At 63.5% G+C, this 13,632-nt stretch carries 18 protein-coding genes and 1 tRNA gene; 13 read left to right on the top strand and 6 right to left on the bottom strand.

Annotated elements, in window-relative coordinates; all coding sequences use genetic code 11:
- Nucleotides 1-10 precede the first annotated feature (10 nt).
- Nucleotides 11-517 (top strand): GNAT family N-acetyltransferase, encoded by a 507-nt coding sequence (locus WDB71_RS11570; RefSeq protein ID WP_341501743.1) that lies wholly within the window; start codon nucleotides 11-13, stop codon nucleotides 515-517.
- A gap of 1 nt (nucleotide 518) precedes the next feature.
- A complete protein-coding gene (locus WDB71_RS11565; protein ID WP_341501742.1) occupies nucleotides 519-1,364 on the top strand; it encodes an EamA family transporter in 846 nt (281 codons plus the stop codon).
- Here the strand turns inward: WDB71_RS11565 and WDB71_RS11560 are convergent.
- Nucleotides 1,305-1,988 carry a DUF2982 domain-containing protein gene (locus WDB71_RS11560; protein WP_341501741.1) on the bottom strand — a complete coding sequence of 228 codons (684 nt, stop codon included), beginning with the start codon at nucleotides 1,986-1,988 and terminating at the stop codon, nucleotides 1,305-1,307. The two genes, WDB71_RS11565 and WDB71_RS11560, sit on opposite strands and share 60 nt — an antisense overlap.
- 74 nt (nucleotides 1,989-2,062) lie before the next feature.
- Between WDB71_RS11560 and WDB71_RS11555 the strand changes: the two genes are divergently transcribed.
- Nucleotides 2,063-2,701, top strand: a complete 639-nt coding sequence (locus tag WDB71_RS11555; protein ID WP_341501740.1) for a hypothetical protein — start codon at nucleotides 2,063-2,065, stop codon at nucleotides 2,699-2,701.
- A gap of 248 nt (nucleotides 2,702-2,949) precedes the next feature.
- On the opposite strand, the gene WDB71_RS11550 is transcribed toward WDB71_RS11555, so the two are convergent.
- Nucleotides 2,950-3,025, bottom strand: a tRNA-Arg gene (locus tag WDB71_RS11550).
- A 47-nt stretch (nucleotides 3,026-3,072) separates the two neighbouring features.
- Nucleotides 3,073-4,200 carry a flagellar assembly protein T N-terminal domain-containing protein gene (locus WDB71_RS11545; protein ID WP_341501739.1) on the bottom strand — a complete coding sequence of 376 codons (1,128 nt, stop codon included), beginning with the start codon at nucleotides 4,198-4,200 and terminating at the stop codon, nucleotides 3,073-3,075.
- A gap of 117 nt (nucleotides 4,201-4,317) precedes the next feature.
- Here WDB71_RS11545 and WDB71_RS11540 point away from each other — a divergent pair, with 117 nt between their 5' ends.
- Nucleotides 4,318-4,917 carry a FlgO family outer membrane protein gene (locus WDB71_RS11540; protein WP_341501738.1) on the top strand — a complete coding sequence of 200 codons (600 nt, stop codon included), beginning with the start codon at nucleotides 4,318-4,320 and terminating at the stop codon, nucleotides 4,915-4,917.
- 9 nt (nucleotides 4,918-4,926) lie between these two features.
- On the top strand, nucleotides 4,927-5,382 hold the full coding sequence (locus tag WDB71_RS11535) for a hypothetical protein (protein WP_341501737.1): 456 nt from the start codon (nucleotides 4,927-4,929) through the stop codon (nucleotides 5,380-5,382).
- On the opposite strand, the gene flgN is transcribed toward WDB71_RS11535, so the two are convergent.
- The 3 genes from flgN to flgA all read right to left on the bottom strand — a co-directional run bounded on the left by flgN (nucleotide 5,379) and on the right by flgA (nucleotide 6,961).
- Nucleotides 5,379-5,831, bottom strand: a complete 453-nt coding sequence (gene flgN, locus WDB71_RS11530) for a flagellar export chaperone FlgN (protein WP_341501736.1) — start codon at nucleotides 5,829-5,831, stop codon at nucleotides 5,379-5,381. The genes WDB71_RS11535 and flgN overlap by 4 nt on opposite strands.
- Before the next feature lie 10 nt (nucleotides 5,832-5,841).
- On the bottom strand, nucleotides 5,842-6,159 hold the full coding sequence (flgM, locus tag WDB71_RS11525; protein ID WP_341501735.1) for a flagellar biosynthesis anti-sigma factor FlgM: 318 nt from the start codon (nucleotides 6,157-6,159) through the stop codon (nucleotides 5,842-5,844).
- 94 nt (nucleotides 6,160-6,253) lie between these two features.
- A complete protein-coding gene (gene flgA, locus WDB71_RS11520; RefSeq protein ID WP_341501734.1) occupies nucleotides 6,254-6,961 on the bottom strand; it encodes a flagellar basal body P-ring formation chaperone FlgA in 708 nt (235 codons plus the stop codon).
- A gap of 80 nt (nucleotides 6,962-7,041) precedes the next feature.
- Between flgA and WDB71_RS11515 the strand changes: the two genes are divergently transcribed.
- The 8 genes from WDB71_RS11515 (at nucleotide 7,042) to flgG (ending at nucleotide 13,623) form a co-directional block, all read left to right on the top strand.
- Complete coding sequence (locus WDB71_RS11515; RefSeq protein ID WP_341501733.1) at nucleotides 7,042-7,971, top strand: chemotaxis protein CheV; 930 nt, start codon at nucleotides 7,042-7,044, stop codon at nucleotides 7,969-7,971.
- A gap of 2 nt (nucleotides 7,972-7,973) precedes the next feature.
- The gene (locus WDB71_RS11510) at nucleotides 7,974-8,807 is read left to right on the top strand and encodes a protein-glutamate O-methyltransferase CheR (protein WP_341501732.1); all 834 of its coding nucleotides are present in this window, start codon (nucleotides 7,974-7,976) and stop codon (nucleotides 8,805-8,807) included.
- Between the two features lie 51 nt (nucleotides 8,808-8,858).
- Nucleotides 8,859-9,257, top strand: a complete 399-nt coding sequence (flgB, locus tag WDB71_RS11505) for a flagellar basal body rod protein FlgB (protein WP_341501731.1) — start codon at nucleotides 8,859-8,861, stop codon at nucleotides 9,255-9,257.
- A gap of 2 nt (nucleotides 9,258-9,259) precedes the next feature.
- Complete coding sequence (gene flgC / locus WDB71_RS11500; RefSeq protein ID WP_341501730.1) at nucleotides 9,260-9,676, top strand: flagellar basal body rod protein FlgC; 417 nt, start codon at nucleotides 9,260-9,262, stop codon at nucleotides 9,674-9,676.
- Between the two features lie 98 nt (nucleotides 9,677-9,774).
- A complete protein-coding gene (locus WDB71_RS11495) occupies nucleotides 9,775-10,464 on the top strand; it encodes a flagellar hook assembly protein FlgD (protein WP_341501729.1) in 690 nt (229 codons plus the stop codon).
- Nucleotides 10,465-10,479: 15 nt separating this feature from the next.
- On the top strand, nucleotides 10,480-11,778 hold the full coding sequence (gene flgE, locus WDB71_RS11490) for a flagellar hook protein FlgE (protein WP_341501728.1): 1,299 nt from the start codon (nucleotides 10,480-10,482) through the stop codon (nucleotides 11,776-11,778).
- 298 nt (nucleotides 11,779-12,076) lie between these two features.
- Nucleotides 12,077-12,823 (top strand): flagellar basal-body rod protein FlgF, encoded by a 747-nt coding sequence (flgF, locus tag WDB71_RS11485; RefSeq protein WP_341501727.1) that lies wholly within the window; start codon nucleotides 12,077-12,079, stop codon nucleotides 12,821-12,823.
- Between the two features lie 11 nt (nucleotides 12,824-12,834).
- On the top strand, nucleotides 12,835-13,623 hold the full coding sequence (gene flgG / locus WDB71_RS11480) for a flagellar basal-body rod protein FlgG (protein ID WP_341501726.1): 789 nt from the start codon (nucleotides 12,835-12,837) through the stop codon (nucleotides 13,621-13,623).
- The last annotated feature ends 9 nt before the right edge of the window (nucleotides 13,624-13,632 follow it).

Raw genomic sequence — 13,632 nt, 5'->3', positions numbered from 1 at the left:
GGAGATCCCCATGTGTTACCGGCTGGAAACCGAACGCCTGATCCTCAGGCCCTTCACCCTTGACGACCTGCCCGCCTTCCTGGCCATGAACCAGGATCCGGAGGTGATCCGCTATACCGGCCAGCAGCCGCTCAGGGATCTGGACCAGGCCAGGGAGATGATGATCAAGGCCCCCTTGCGGGACTACGAGGTGCACGGCTATGGCCGGCTGGCGGTGGAGCTGAAGGAGACCGGCCAGGTGATCGGCTTCTGCGGCATCAAGCATGTCGACGAGCTGGGTTTGCCCGAGCTGGGCTACCGGCTGCTGAGGGCATACTGGGGCAAGGGCTTGATGACGGAAGGCGCCGCCGTGGTGCTGGAGCACGGCCATACCGAGCTGGATCTGAAGCACATCATCGCCCTGATCCACCCCGACAACGAGGGCTCCATCCGCGTTGCCGAAAAGCTGGGCATGAGTTGCGGGCCATTACTGGAGCTGGACGGCATGCCGGTCTGGCAGTACCAGTCCAGGCGCTGACATGGCGCTGCTGTGGCTCATTACCGCCCTCTGGGCCTTCAGTTTCAGCCTGATCGGCGTGTACCTCGCCGGCCAGGTGGACGCCTACCTGGCCGTGGCCAGCCGCATGGCGCTGGCGCTGCTGGTCTTCCTGCCCTTTATCAGGGCCACGGCCTGGCGCCGGGCCGTTGAGCTGATGGCCATAGGGGCGGTGCAGATCGGCATCATGTACCTCTTCCTCTACCATGCCTTCGGCTACCTGAGGGTGCCGGAGCTGCTGCTGTTCACCGTCTTTACCCCCCTTTACGTCAGCCTCTTTGCCGACCTCTGGGCCAGGCGCCGGCCCAGGGGCCTGTGGCTGCCGGCGCTGCTGGCGGTGGCCGGGGCCGCGGTGATCCGCTGGGCGCCACTGGGGGAAAGTTACTGGACAGGCTTCCTGCTGATCCAGGCCGCCAACGCCTGCTTCGCCCTGGGCCAGATCTGGTACCGGCAACGCTTTGCCGCCTCTTCCCTGGCGGTGCCGCTGCGCTTTGGCTGGTTCTTCCTGGGGGCCCTGCTGGTCACCGGCCTGGCGGCCGTTTGGCTTGCGGACTGGAGCAAGGTGCCCCAGACGGCCAGTCACTGGACTGTGCTGTTGTGGCTGGGGCTGGTGGCATCCGGCCTGGGCTACCTGGGCTGGAACAGCGGCGCCACCCTGGTGCAGGCCAACCAGCTGGCGGTGATGAACAACATGCTGGTGCCGGCGGGTATCGCGGTCAATGTGCTGATCTGGGACGGCCAGATCGAGCCCTGGCCCTTCCTGGCCGGCTCAGCTCTGCTGTTGCTGTCCCTGGTGCTGTGCGGCCGCCGCCCAGTAGCGGCGCAATAGCCCCACGGCCTCGGCGGCATCGCTGTTGGTGAGTTCCTCGGGAATGAAGAGGTCATAGCCCAGCAGCTCGTGGAGCTTCTTCATGCGCAGTCCCAGCATGGCCAGCACTCCCTGGTACTCCTGGCCAGACGGGCTGCGATAACGGCCATCCTCGAAGAGATCCTCGCTGGGGCAGCGGCCGTCCGGGCACTGCTGGCGCAGCGCCATCACCAGCAGGCCCCGGGTCTCCATCAGCAGGCCCACCGCCAGCCGGGGGCTGATCCTGCCGAGCAGGGCATCGGGATCCTTGAGGCGAATGCCCACGAAGGGCAGGGGACGCGCCATGAAGCCGGCGCCTATGCTGGGCTGGTCGATGCGCTGGATGTCGGCCCAGTTCAGGCTCCAGCCGCCGCGCCTGTGGTGCAGCACCAGGCTCTGGGCGGTCAGCGACAGCGAGTAGGGCGGCTCGGTGAGCTTGCCGATACCCAGCGGCAGCACCACCATGGCCGCCAGCAGCGCCACCATGCCCGGTCCCTGCCAGCCCAGGCCCAGCGCCGCCAGCCCGGCCAGGATAAGCAAGGCACCCAGCAGGGTCAGGCTCAAGCCGTTACGCTTGGCCTTGGAGGGGAGGTGTGTTGGCGACATGTTATTCAATTGCAACTTGCCTTAAAATGGGGCAGCTTACTTAAAATATTAAGAAAATCTCCACGGAGGGTTACATGAAAACTCGTCTCGCGCTGGCCCTGGGGGCCACCCTGCTTGCTGCCCCGGCCCTGGCCGACAACCCCTACCTGAAAACCGATGCCGACAAATGGCAGGCCGATCCCGGCTTCAGCTTTACCCTGTTTGGTGGCTTTACCACGGGTGGTGACAAGATCGCCGAGATTTCCTTTACCGACGGTACAACCGACTCGGTACGTTTCGGTGGCCGTTACCACTTCGGTATCGGCGGTGTCTACGAAGTGCCGGACAGCCGCTGGCTGTTTGGGGCTAACCTGGGTTACCACGTCAACTGGGCCGACGATGCCGACAACGAGGTCACCATCAAGCGTTATACCCTGGAGGCCATTCCCTACTACCGCCTGGGCCGTCATCTGCTGGGTGCCGGTATTTCCTGGCATTTTGGTGGTGAGGTCGAGGTCGACGAGCAGACCGACATCTTTGGCTTCAAGGAAGCCAAGATGGACGACGAGATTGGCTTTCTGGTCGAATACAACTACCAGCTCTATCGCCACGGCTGGGTAGGCTTCCGTTACCAGATTGTCGATTACGACATCGATGAAGTGGATGGTGTCGGTATCCCGGCGGTAAACTTCGATGCCGATCATTGGGGCATCTACTACCGCGCCGTTTTCTAAGGAAAAGGCGGCAAAAACAGGCCCGGCTTAGCCGGGCTTTTTTTGTGCCCTGCGCTTGGCTGCGGCCGAGCGCAGGTACACAGGACGTACCGGCCGGAAGGGTGAGCCTCGAAGTGTGAAGCACGGCTTCACATGCAGGCGAACGCGAGGCCGAGGATGGCCGAGCCGGAAGGAACCACCATGGACGGTTTCCGCCTCAGGATCTGAAAACAAAAACCCCGCTCCCAGGAGCGGGGTTTTGTTGAATATGGCCTCCCCACCAGGACTCGAACCTGGATCATCCGCTTAGGAGGCGGGTGCTCTATCCTGTTGAGCTATGGGGAGTATTGGCTGGATTATACCGAGTCGGCCGGGCATTGGAAGCCGCGGCGCTACTGCTTGCGCAGATAATCGCCAATCTGAATATTGAGCTGGCCGGGGATGGCGCCCTGGGCCTGCAGGCTGGCCTGGTCCGCCTCGGCCTGGCTGACCTCGAAGATCAGGCTGGAAGGCTGCAGCACCTGGCGGCGCTCGCCGCTCTGGGTGACCAGGGTGCGCTTGTGCAGGGCCAGGAAGCGGTCGCCCTGGCCGACGCCGTGGCGCAGGCCGGCGCCGATCAGGGCCATGTCGTCCTCCAGGGCCAGCACCGGCCACTGCTGCTCCGGGCAGTTCAGCTGGGCTTCCAGTTCGGTGACCGCCGTCATCAACAGCTGGTTGAGGGATTGGCCGAAGGCGCTCTGCCACAGGGCAGGGCTGTCCATGTCCAGCGGCGCCTGGTCGTCCAGCAGGGCGCTGACTTCGTAGCGACGCTCGAACAGGGCCTGGCCCGAGAAGCTGTCCAGCAGCCACAGCTGCATTCCCAAACGGTAGCTGTGGCCGTCTGGTTGCCAGGGGGCGAACCAGGGGGCGCGCTGCTGCTGGTGTTCCAGGGTCAGCAGCCTTCCCCCCAGCAGGTAACGGACCTGGCGCTGGCTGGCCAGGCGCTGCAGGGTGTCGGCGTCGGGCAGGCCCTGGCGGTAGAGGCTGGCGCCCACCTGGCCGGCTGGCACCAGCAGGCCTTCCCTGTCTTGGAGCAAGCGGCCCAGCTGCTCCGCCACGCCCATCCCGAAATCACCCTGGATATGGGCCGGCCTGTCCAGGGGGCTGCGCCAGGAAAAGCGGTGCAGGCTGATGCCCTGGCTGCTCTGGCATTGGCTGGCGGTCAGATCCAGGTCCACCAGCAGGGTGACCCAAAGCTGGCCGTTCTCGCTCCGCTCGCTGACCAGTTCCATCTGCTGCACCTGGCCCTGGCTGTGGATGCTGAGGCTGTTGTCCTCCAGGCGGCCGTTGGTGAGCACCTGGCGCACATCGATGTTGAGGCCGCTGTAGAAGACCGCCTGGCGCAGGGCATCCTCCATGGCGGCCTGGCGCACCTGCGCCAGCTCCCCACCCAGCGGGGCCTTGCCGGTAACCTGGAACCAGTCTGCCAGGGCAGGCAGGGCACAACACAGCAGCAGGAGCGGGGCGAGGTGGCGTTTCATGGCGATCCCGAAAAATGACAGTCTGGCAAGCTTCCTGCAAAAGCCATTCCAAACATCAAGGTAAAGCTTCCCGGAACCCGGCCGATACCGGGACATAGGGACCCGGATGAAAATGTCATGTACAGAATAGTCTTTGCCTCGCTGCTGCTGGCCGGTTGCCAGCTGTCCACGCCCGAAAGCTGGATGGACAGCCCCCAGGAGCAGGTCCAGCCCCAGCACGGCCTCAGCCAGTTCGTTGGCCGCCTGGCCGACGAGCTGAGCGCCAGCGGCCGCTACATCAGCTACCGCAACCCGGTGGCGGTGACCTCCTTCGTGGAGCTGCAGAACCTGGAAAGCACCGACTGGCTCGGCAACCAGCTCTCGGAGAGCTTCATGACCGCCATGCACCAGCGCGGCTACACCGTCATCGACTACAAGGCCACCGGCGCCATCCGTGTCACCCCCCGGGGCGATTTCAGCTTCTCCCGCGATCACCAGAAGCTCAAGAACAATGCCCCCGTGGATTACGTGCTCAGCGGCACCCTGCTGCGCCAGGATGACGGCGTGCTGGTCAATGTGCGCCTGGTGGGCCTGAAATCCCAGGTGGTGGTGGCCACGGCCGAGGGCTACCTGCCCAAGGCGCTGCTGGGGCAGGTGCTGAACGGCCGCCGCGCCATGCAGCTGGACAACAACATGCTCAGGCGTGACGACAACGACGCCGCCGCCATACTGCCATAGGAGTTCGTTATGAAAGCTTTGCTGCTGGCGCCTGCCCTGGCCCTGCCCCTGGCCGGCTGTGGCCTGGCGTTCGATCGCGAGGTCAGCTACCAGCAGGTGGCACCGGAACGTTTCCCGGTGCTGCAGGCGGTGGGCAGTGCCGTCATCGCCAAGCAGGCCGGTGACTCGGAGCGGGAGCGGCAACTCAATGCCATGCAGGCGGCAAAACTGGTTGCCTACCGTGAGCTGGCCGAACAGCTCCATGGCCTGCGCCTGGCCAGCAGCGGCGCCCTGCAGCATGGCCGCCTGCATGACGACGGCATGGAAGTGACTTGGCAGGGAAGGGTGCAGGGCGCCCGGGTGGTGCGCTCCTATGCCCTGGACGGCGTCTATGTTACCGAGCTGGAGCTGGATACCAGGCGCCTGTTCGATCTGCAGCAGAGCCTCAAGCCCCGCCAGGAGATCCGGCAGGTCCGTTACTACTAGGCCTTGATGCCGGCCAGCAGTCGCTGCCGGCTCTGCAGGTTGCCCTTGCCGTCATAGGTGCGGTTGGAGCGGCCGAGGGCACTCATCAGCATTTCGGTCCTTTCCTGGTTGCGCCTGCTGAGGGTGCCGACCAGTTCACCGATGATCAGATTGAGCTGGCTGCACTCACCGGCCAGGGCCTTGAGGTCCTGTAGTTCCTGATGCTGGTCGGAGTCGGCCTGGTGTTGCCGCAGCCATTGGTCGATGAGCCTGTCGTTCTGGCTGAGCAGGTTGACCAGGCTGGCCTTGTCGTCACCGAGCTGGTGCAGGGCGTCGAAGGGATTGGCTTGGGTCAGCAGGGATCTTTCCTGCTGCAGCAGGGCCAGCATGCGTTCCAGAGCCTGGCGCTGGCTGGCAAGGAGCGGCCCCAGCGCGGTCGCCGAGGCCGAAGAAGCAGGGGATGGGGTCATAGCTTTCGCCTCAGTTGCCGAAGAGTTCCTCTTCGAACTTAAGCAAAGTTGCTGCCAACTTTTCTGAATCGACCTTGTATTCGCCTGCGGCAATGGCCTTCTTGAGGCTCTCGACCTTGTCCTTGTCGAAGGGGCTTTCCTTGCTCATTCGCCTTTGCATTGTTTCCATGTCCCTGGCTCTGGGCGTCAGGGAAACGGCATCCTGGGACAACTTGGCCGTTTCAGCCTGGGCCGGTGCCTTGGCTGGCGGTTGCTGCTCGGCACGCTTGGCCGTGGTCTGCTGCAGCTCGGGCTTGCCGGCACCTGGGTTTATGTTATTGATTGACATGACATTCCCCTGCTTATTCTGGGATGACAAGTGGGTGTCAAAATACTGACTTTCCCCTATATCGTCACCAGTTTCGCAAACTTTAGCGTTTTTGTCAGAAATTCACGACCAGCTGGCCGGGGGCCGTGACCTTGGCTTCCACGGTGCGGCCGGAGTCATCGTTGCGGACCCGGATCACGTCGCCCAGGGTGCCGTCCTGGAGGGCCGTTCCCAGGGCGGTGATGGCCAGGCCACCGTGGCGGGCGGTCAGGCTGATCTTGTCACCCCGGCACACCAGGCAGAGGTTGTCGGCGAGGATCGGCTGGTTGGGCTGGACGCCCCGCTTGAGGCGGGCGCCAAGGAGCTGTTCCAGCTTGTCGAAACTGCGGCCGCTGAGGCGCTGTTGTGATTGCCAGCCCAGGTGCACGTCCGACGCCGACAGGACGCTGTTGCTGGCCAGGGCCCGGCTGGACAGCAGCATGGGCACCTGAATGTCGACCCTGACCGGGACATAGAGCTGCCATTGGGGCTGCTGGCACCAGACCTTGACGGTGACGGCACTGTCGATGCGCTGCTTGCCAGGCAGCTCGGTGTGCAGTCGGGGGCAGCTTGCCAGCTGCAGCCGCTTGTCCGGTGCCGCCGCTTCCACCTGGATGCGGGCGTCATCGCGCTGTTCGAGCAGGCCCAGCACATGCCGTTCGGCGGCGTCCGTGATGCTTTTATGGTCAGTCAGTGCCGCCGCCTGCAGATTGGCGGTAAAGATCAGCGCCAGCCAGCCGCTAAAAACCTTGAGAACAGTGGTACGATTGTCAGGGAAAGGCATTGCGTCAATAATCAATCACATAGTGTTAGGAAGGGATCCGAGCAAGGATCGTGCCTTTCCAATGAACTGCGGGGGAGAAGATGGCCTCTATTCTGGACTCGGTCAACCAGCGCACCCAAATGGTGGGCCAGAACCGGCTGGAACTCTTGATGTTCCGCCTGGGTGCCAGGCAGCGCTTCGGCATCAATGTCTTCAAGGTCAAGGAAGTCCTGCAGTGCCCGCCGCTGACGGCGCTGCCCAGGCGCAACGGCAGCATTCGTGGCGTCGCCCATATCCGTGGCCAGACCATCAGCGTCATCGACCTGCGCCAGGCCACCGGCGGCCGTCCCGTCGAAGACACCAGCAACTGCTTCGTGATCATCACCGAATACAACAGATCCGTGCAGGGCTTCCTGGTCCAGGCCGTGGAGCGCATCGTCAACGTCAACTGGGAAGATATCCAGCCGCCGCCGCGGGGCTCCGGCCGCGCCAGTTACCTGACGGCGGTCACCGAAGTGGAAGGCAACATGGTGGAGATCCTCGACGTGGAGAAGATCCTCGACGAGATCAGCCCCATCAGTGCCGAGGCCAGTGCCGACAGCTTCTGTGGTTTCGAAGGGGTGTCAAAAGATCGACTGATCCTGGTGGCCGACGATTCCATGGTCGCCCGCAGCCAGGTCAAGAAGGCGCTGGCACCGCTGGGGATCCCCATCGAGCTGGTCAAGGACGGCAAGGAAGGCCTGGCCTACCTCAACGAGCTGGCAGCCGGCTGTGGCGAGAGCATCAACGAGAAGGTCTGCCTGCTGATCTCCGACATCGAGATGCCGGAAATGGACGGCTATACCCTGACCGCCGAGATCCGCGCCAATCCCAAGCTCAAGGAACTCAAGGTGATCCTGCACACCTCCCTGAGCGGCGTCTTCAACGAAGCCATGGTCAAGAAAGTGGGGGCCGACAAGTTCATCGCCAAGTTCAATCCCGATGAGCTGGCCGGCGCCGTGCGTGAATGCCTGATGATGGCCGCGGAGTAAGAGTGGAAAGAATCATAAGCGACCAGGATTACCGCAGCTTTCGCAGCTATCTGGAGAGCCAGTGCGGGATCCTGCTTGGCGACAACAAGCAGTACCTGGTCAAGAGCCGGCTGGGGCCGCTGCTGAACCATTTCAGCAGCCACTCCATAGGTGAGCTGATCAACAGGGTGATCCAGGGCCGGGAGCGGGAGCTGCAGGCGGCCGTTATCGATGCCATGACCACCAACGAGACCCTCTGGTTCCGGGACGGCTACCCCTTCGAGCTGCTCTCCGAGCGACTCTTTGCGGAGCTGGGCCGCAACCCCGGCGCCCTGAAGATCTGGTCCGCGGCCTGTTCCACCGGCCAGGAGCCCTATTCCATTGCCATCAAGGCCCTGGAACACCAGGTCAAGAAGCCCGGCACCCTGCCCGGCGGGGTGCAGATCCTGGCCACCGACATCTCCAGCAGCGTGCTGGCCCAGGCCAAGCACGCCGAGTACGATCACCTGGCCCTGGGCCGGGGCCTGAGTCCGGAGCGCAAGCGTCAGTTTTTTGAAGAAACCCACGACGGCCGCTGGCGGGTCAAGGAGCCGGTCAGGAAGATGGTGAACTTCCGCCAGTTCAACCTGCTGTCCAGCTATGCGCTGCTGGGGCGGTTCGACATCATCTTCTGTCGCAATGTCCTTATTTATTTCTCCGCCGAGAACAAGCTGAAGATCCTCTCCCAGTTCGCCCGGGCCCTCAACCCCGGCGGCTACCTGTTCCTGGGGGCGTCCGAATCCATGCCTGGCGCCACCAAGGAATTCGAGATGATCCGCTGCAACCCCGGCATCGTCTATCGCCGCAAAACAGACTAAGCTGGCACGCATCTTGCCTTCCATTTCAATAGCATTTGGGAGGCAAGCATCATGGCCATCAGTTTCGACAAAGCCTTTGGTATTCATCAGCACGCACTGACCCTGCGCACCGAGCGGGCCGAGCTCATTGCCGGCAATATCGCCAATGCCGACACCCCCGGCTACAAGGCCAAGGCCATGGACTTCAAGGCGGCCCTGGCCGCCGCCCAGGCCGGCCAGAGCGGCACCAGCCTGAGCCGGACCGACAGCCGGCACCTGGCGGCAACCTCTACCATCGAGGCGGCAACCGCTTACCGCCTGCCTACCCAACCCGACACCGGTGACGGCAATTCCGTCGACCTGCAGCTCGAACGCAGCCTCTATATGCAGAACGCCATGGAATACCAGGCCTCGCTGCGCTTCCTCAACGGCAAGATCAAGGGCCTGCTGACGGCCATCAAGGGAGAATGACCATGAGCCTGTATCGCATCTTCGATATCGCCGGCAGTGCCATGAGCGCCCAGTCGGTGCGTCTGAACACCACCGCCTCCAACCTGGCCAACGCCGACTCGGTGTCCAGCTCCGAGGGGGATACCTACAAGGCCCGCCATCCGGTGTTTGCCGCCGCCTTGGACGAGGCCCGCCAGCAGCAGGCCGAGGGCGCCGCCGTCAAGGTGCTGGGCATAGTGGAGTCCGACAAGCCGCTGGTGGCCGAGTACAACCCGGATCACCCCATGGCCAATGCCGAGGGCTACATCTTCAAGCCCAACGTCAACGTCATGGAGGAGATGGCCAACATGATGTCCGCCTCCCGCGCCTACCAGACCAATGTGCAGGTGGCCGACGCCGCCAAGCAGATGCTCAGCCGCGTGCTGACCCTGGGGCAGTAAGGAGCTGGCATGAAACAGAACTTCCGCCGGGACGGCCGTGACGCCGTCAGACATAAGCTCAGCTGCGTGCTGACCCTGGGCCAATAAAGGAATAAGCCATGAGCACCATCAACGGCAGCAGTGACCCTCTCAATGCCCTGAAATGGGGAGATCAGACACAGGACGTGCAGAACAACAATGGCAGCCTGGACCAGGAGGATTTCCTGGCGCTGCTCACCAAGCAGCTGGCCTACCAGGATCCCTTCAAGCCGGTCGACAACGATCAGATGATCGCCCAGATGGCCTCCTTCGCCACCGTGGACGGCATCAACAACATGAACGACCAGTTCGGCTCCCTCAACGAGGTGATGAGCTCCAACCAGGCCCTGCAGGCCTCCACCCTGGTGGGCCAGAAGGTGCTGGTGCCCACCAACGTCGGCTATCTGCCCCAGGGGGGCAGCATCACCGGCGCCATCACCTCCGAGTACCCCATGCAGAACCTGACCCTGCGCATCGAGGACGAGGACGGCAACCTCATCAAGACGGTGGAGCTGGATGACCAGGGCGCAGGCAACACCCGTTTCGAATGGGATGGTACGAACTTTGCTGGCGAACAAGCCAAGAGCGGCACTTATGTGGTCAAGGCCCAGGCCCTGGTGAACGGGGAGCGGGTCGACCTGCCGGTCGTCAATTACGCCAAAGTGGAATCTGTGACGCTGGGCAGTGCAGCCAATGGTGGCGTCATCCTTAATCTTCAGGGCCTCGGCGGTATCCAGCTGGGTGATGTCCTGGAAGTAGCCAAAGCCTAAGGGCAGGAGGAAACAATGTCTTTCAATATCTCGCTGAGTGGCCTGAACGCGGCGCAAAAGGATCTGGATGTCACCAGTAACAACATCGCCAACGCCAACACCTTCGGCTTCAAGGAGTCCAGGGCGGAGTTTGCCGATGTCTACGCCAGCTCCATCTTCGCCAACGCCAAGACCAAGGTCGGTGACGGCGTGGTGACCTCGGCGGTGGCCCAGCAGTTCTCCCAGGGCGCCCTGATGTTCACCAACAGCGCCTTCGACCTGGCCATCAAGGGCAACGGCTTCTTCGCCACCACCTCGGATCAATCCTCCCGAGAGCTGACCTTCAGCCGTGCCGGCAACTTCAAGCTCAACAAGGAAAACTTCGTGGTCGACAACCAGGGCAGCTTCCTGCAGGTGTTCCCGGTCAACCCGGACGGCTCCTCCGCCTCGGTGTCCCTGTCCACCACCAGCCCGTTGCGGGTGCCGGATTCCGTGGGTACGCCCCTGTCCACCTCCGAGATCGACCTGACCCTGAACCTGCCGGCCGGCGAAAGCGCCCCGGCCCTGGCCTTTGATCCGGGCAGCCCGGACACCTACAACAATGCCACCTCGGTGACCATCTACGACTCCCTGGGTGAGGCCCATACCCTGACCACCTACTACCGCAAAGACGCCACAGTGGCCAACCGCTGGGAAGTCTACGCCTTCGTCGACAACAACCCGATCAACATGGCCAGTGCCGGCGGCCCCGTCTACAACGACGGCGCCAGCAACTACAACGGCGCCTACCTGAACTTCAACTCCCAGGGCCTGCCGGACACCCCGGCCACCACCCCGGCGACCCTGGTCACCGATCCCCTGGCTGGCATTCTCACTAATGGCGCCGATCCGGCCCAGACCCTGGAGCTGGACTTCGTCAACCCGACCCAGTTCGCCTCCGCCTTCGAGGTTACCTCCCTGGAGCAGAACGGCCTGACCGTGGGGCGCCTGACCGGCGTGGAAGTGGGCGCCGACGGCCTGGTGCGGGCTTCCTATTCCAACGGTACCACCCAGCCCCTGGGCCGGGTCGCCCTGGTGCGCTTTGCCAACGAGCAGGGCCTGAGCCAGATCGGCAACACCGCCTGGAAGGCCAGCACCGAGTCCGGTGAGCCCCTGGCCGGTGAGGCCGGCACCGGCACCTTCGGCGACATCCGCTCCGGTGCCCTGGAGCAGTCCAACGTCGACCTGACCCAGGAGCTGGTGGACCTGATCACCGCCCAGCGTAATTTCCAGGCGAATTCCCGGGCCATAGAGGTGTCCAACAGCCTGCAGCAGAACATACTGCAGATCCGCTAAGGGGTGATTGCCAGGCTGCTGATTCATTGACCATAGAGGTATCCAACAGTCTGCAGATCCGTTAATGGAAATTTCCAGGCTGCTGATTCATCGACCATAGAGGTATCCAGCAGCCTGCAGCAGAACAGTCTGCAGATCCGCTAAGGGGTGATTGCCAGGCTGCTGATTCGTCAGCCTGCAGCCTCATTAAAAACGGCTTTTCCAAGCCCGATCACAGGCCCGCCATTGGCGGGCCTTTCTTTTGGCATTGCCCTTGCATTGGTCAGGTATCAACCCAGAGGTGCCAGAGGACCGACACATGGACCGCCTGCTTTACCTGGCCATGACCGGCGCCAGTCAGGACATGAATGCCCTGGCCGTGCGCGGCAACAACCTGGCCAACGTCAAGACCAACGGCTTCAAGGCCGACTTCGCCCAGGCCCGCGCCATGCAGGCCTACGGTGAGGGGCTGCCGAGCCGGGTGTTCGCCATGACCGAGCGCCCCGGCCAGAACTTTGCCGTCGGCAGTCTGGAAACCACCGGCCGTGATCTGGACGTGGCCATCGAAGGCGACGGCTGGCTGGCGGTGAGCGGCCAGAACGGCCAGGAAGGCTACACCCGGGCCGGGCACCTCAAGATCAACGCCACCGGCCTGCTGGAGACCGCCGACGGTCGCCTGCTGCTGGGGGAGGGCGATGCACCCATAGTGCTGCCCATTCCCTTCGAGAAGCTGGAGATCGGCGGCGACGGCACCATCAGCGTCCGGCCCCAGGGCGCCCCGCCCGAGGCCCTGGAGGTGGTGAACCGGATCAAGCTGGTCAACCCCGACGTCAGGGCCCTGGTCAAGGGCGAGGACGGCCTGTTCCGCCCCAAGGACGGCGGACCGGCCCCGGCGACCGCCGATGTGCGCCTGGTGCAGGGGGCTCTTGAAGGCTCCAACGTCAATGCCGTGGCGGAGATGACCAGCCTTATCGATCTGCAGCGCCATTTCGAGCTGCAGGTGAAGATGATGAAGACCGCTGAAGACATGGATGCGGCCCACAACAGCCTGATGCGCATCGGCTGAGGAGAGATGAGATGAACCCAGCACTGTGGATTTCCAAGACCGGCCTGGACGCCCAGCAGACCGACATCGCGGTGATTTCCAACAACCTGGCCAACGCCTCCACCGTGGGCTTCAAGAAGAGCCGGGCCGTGTTCGAGGATCTGCTGTACCAGAACATCCACCAGCCCGGCGCCCAGTCGTCCCAGAACACCGAGCTGCCCTCCGGCCTGATGCTGGGCACCGGCGCCAAGGTGTCCGCCACCCAGAAGACCTTCAGCCAGGGCAACCGCCTGACCACCGACAACGCCCTGGACGTGATGGTCGAGGGCCGCGGCTTCTTTGAGGTGCTGCTGCCGGACGGCAATATCGCCTACAGCCGTAACGGCCAGTTCGCCCTGGACGAGGACGGCCAGCTGGTCACCGCCGGCTCCGGTTACCAGGTGCAGCCCAACATCACCATCCCCGAGGACGCCCAGAGCATCACCATAGGCACCGACGGCCAGGTCTCGGTGCGCCAGCCCGGCCAGGCCGAGCCGACCGTGGTGGGCCAGCTGACCCTGACCGACTTCGTCAATCCCCAGGGCCTGGAGCCCATGGGCCAGAACCTGTTTCTGGAGACCGGCGCCTCCGGCGCCCCCAACCAGGGCACGCCGGGCCTGGACGGCTTCGGGGTGATCCAGCAGGGCGCCTTGGAAACCTCCAACGTCAATGTTACCGAGGAGCTGGTCAACCTCATCGAGACCCAGCGGGTCTACGAGATGAACTCCAAGGTGATCAAGGCGGTGGACGAGATGATGTCCTTCGTCAACCAGACCTTGTAACGGGGGCTT

It is taken from the genome of Gallaecimonas sp. GXIMD4217, assembly GCF_038087665.1.
Taxonomy (GTDB): Bacteria; Pseudomonadota; Gammaproteobacteria; order Enterobacterales; family Gallaecimonadaceae; genus Gallaecimonas.
Note: the sequence above shows the minus strand (reverse complement) of the source record. Positions and strands in the feature narration are given on the sequence as shown.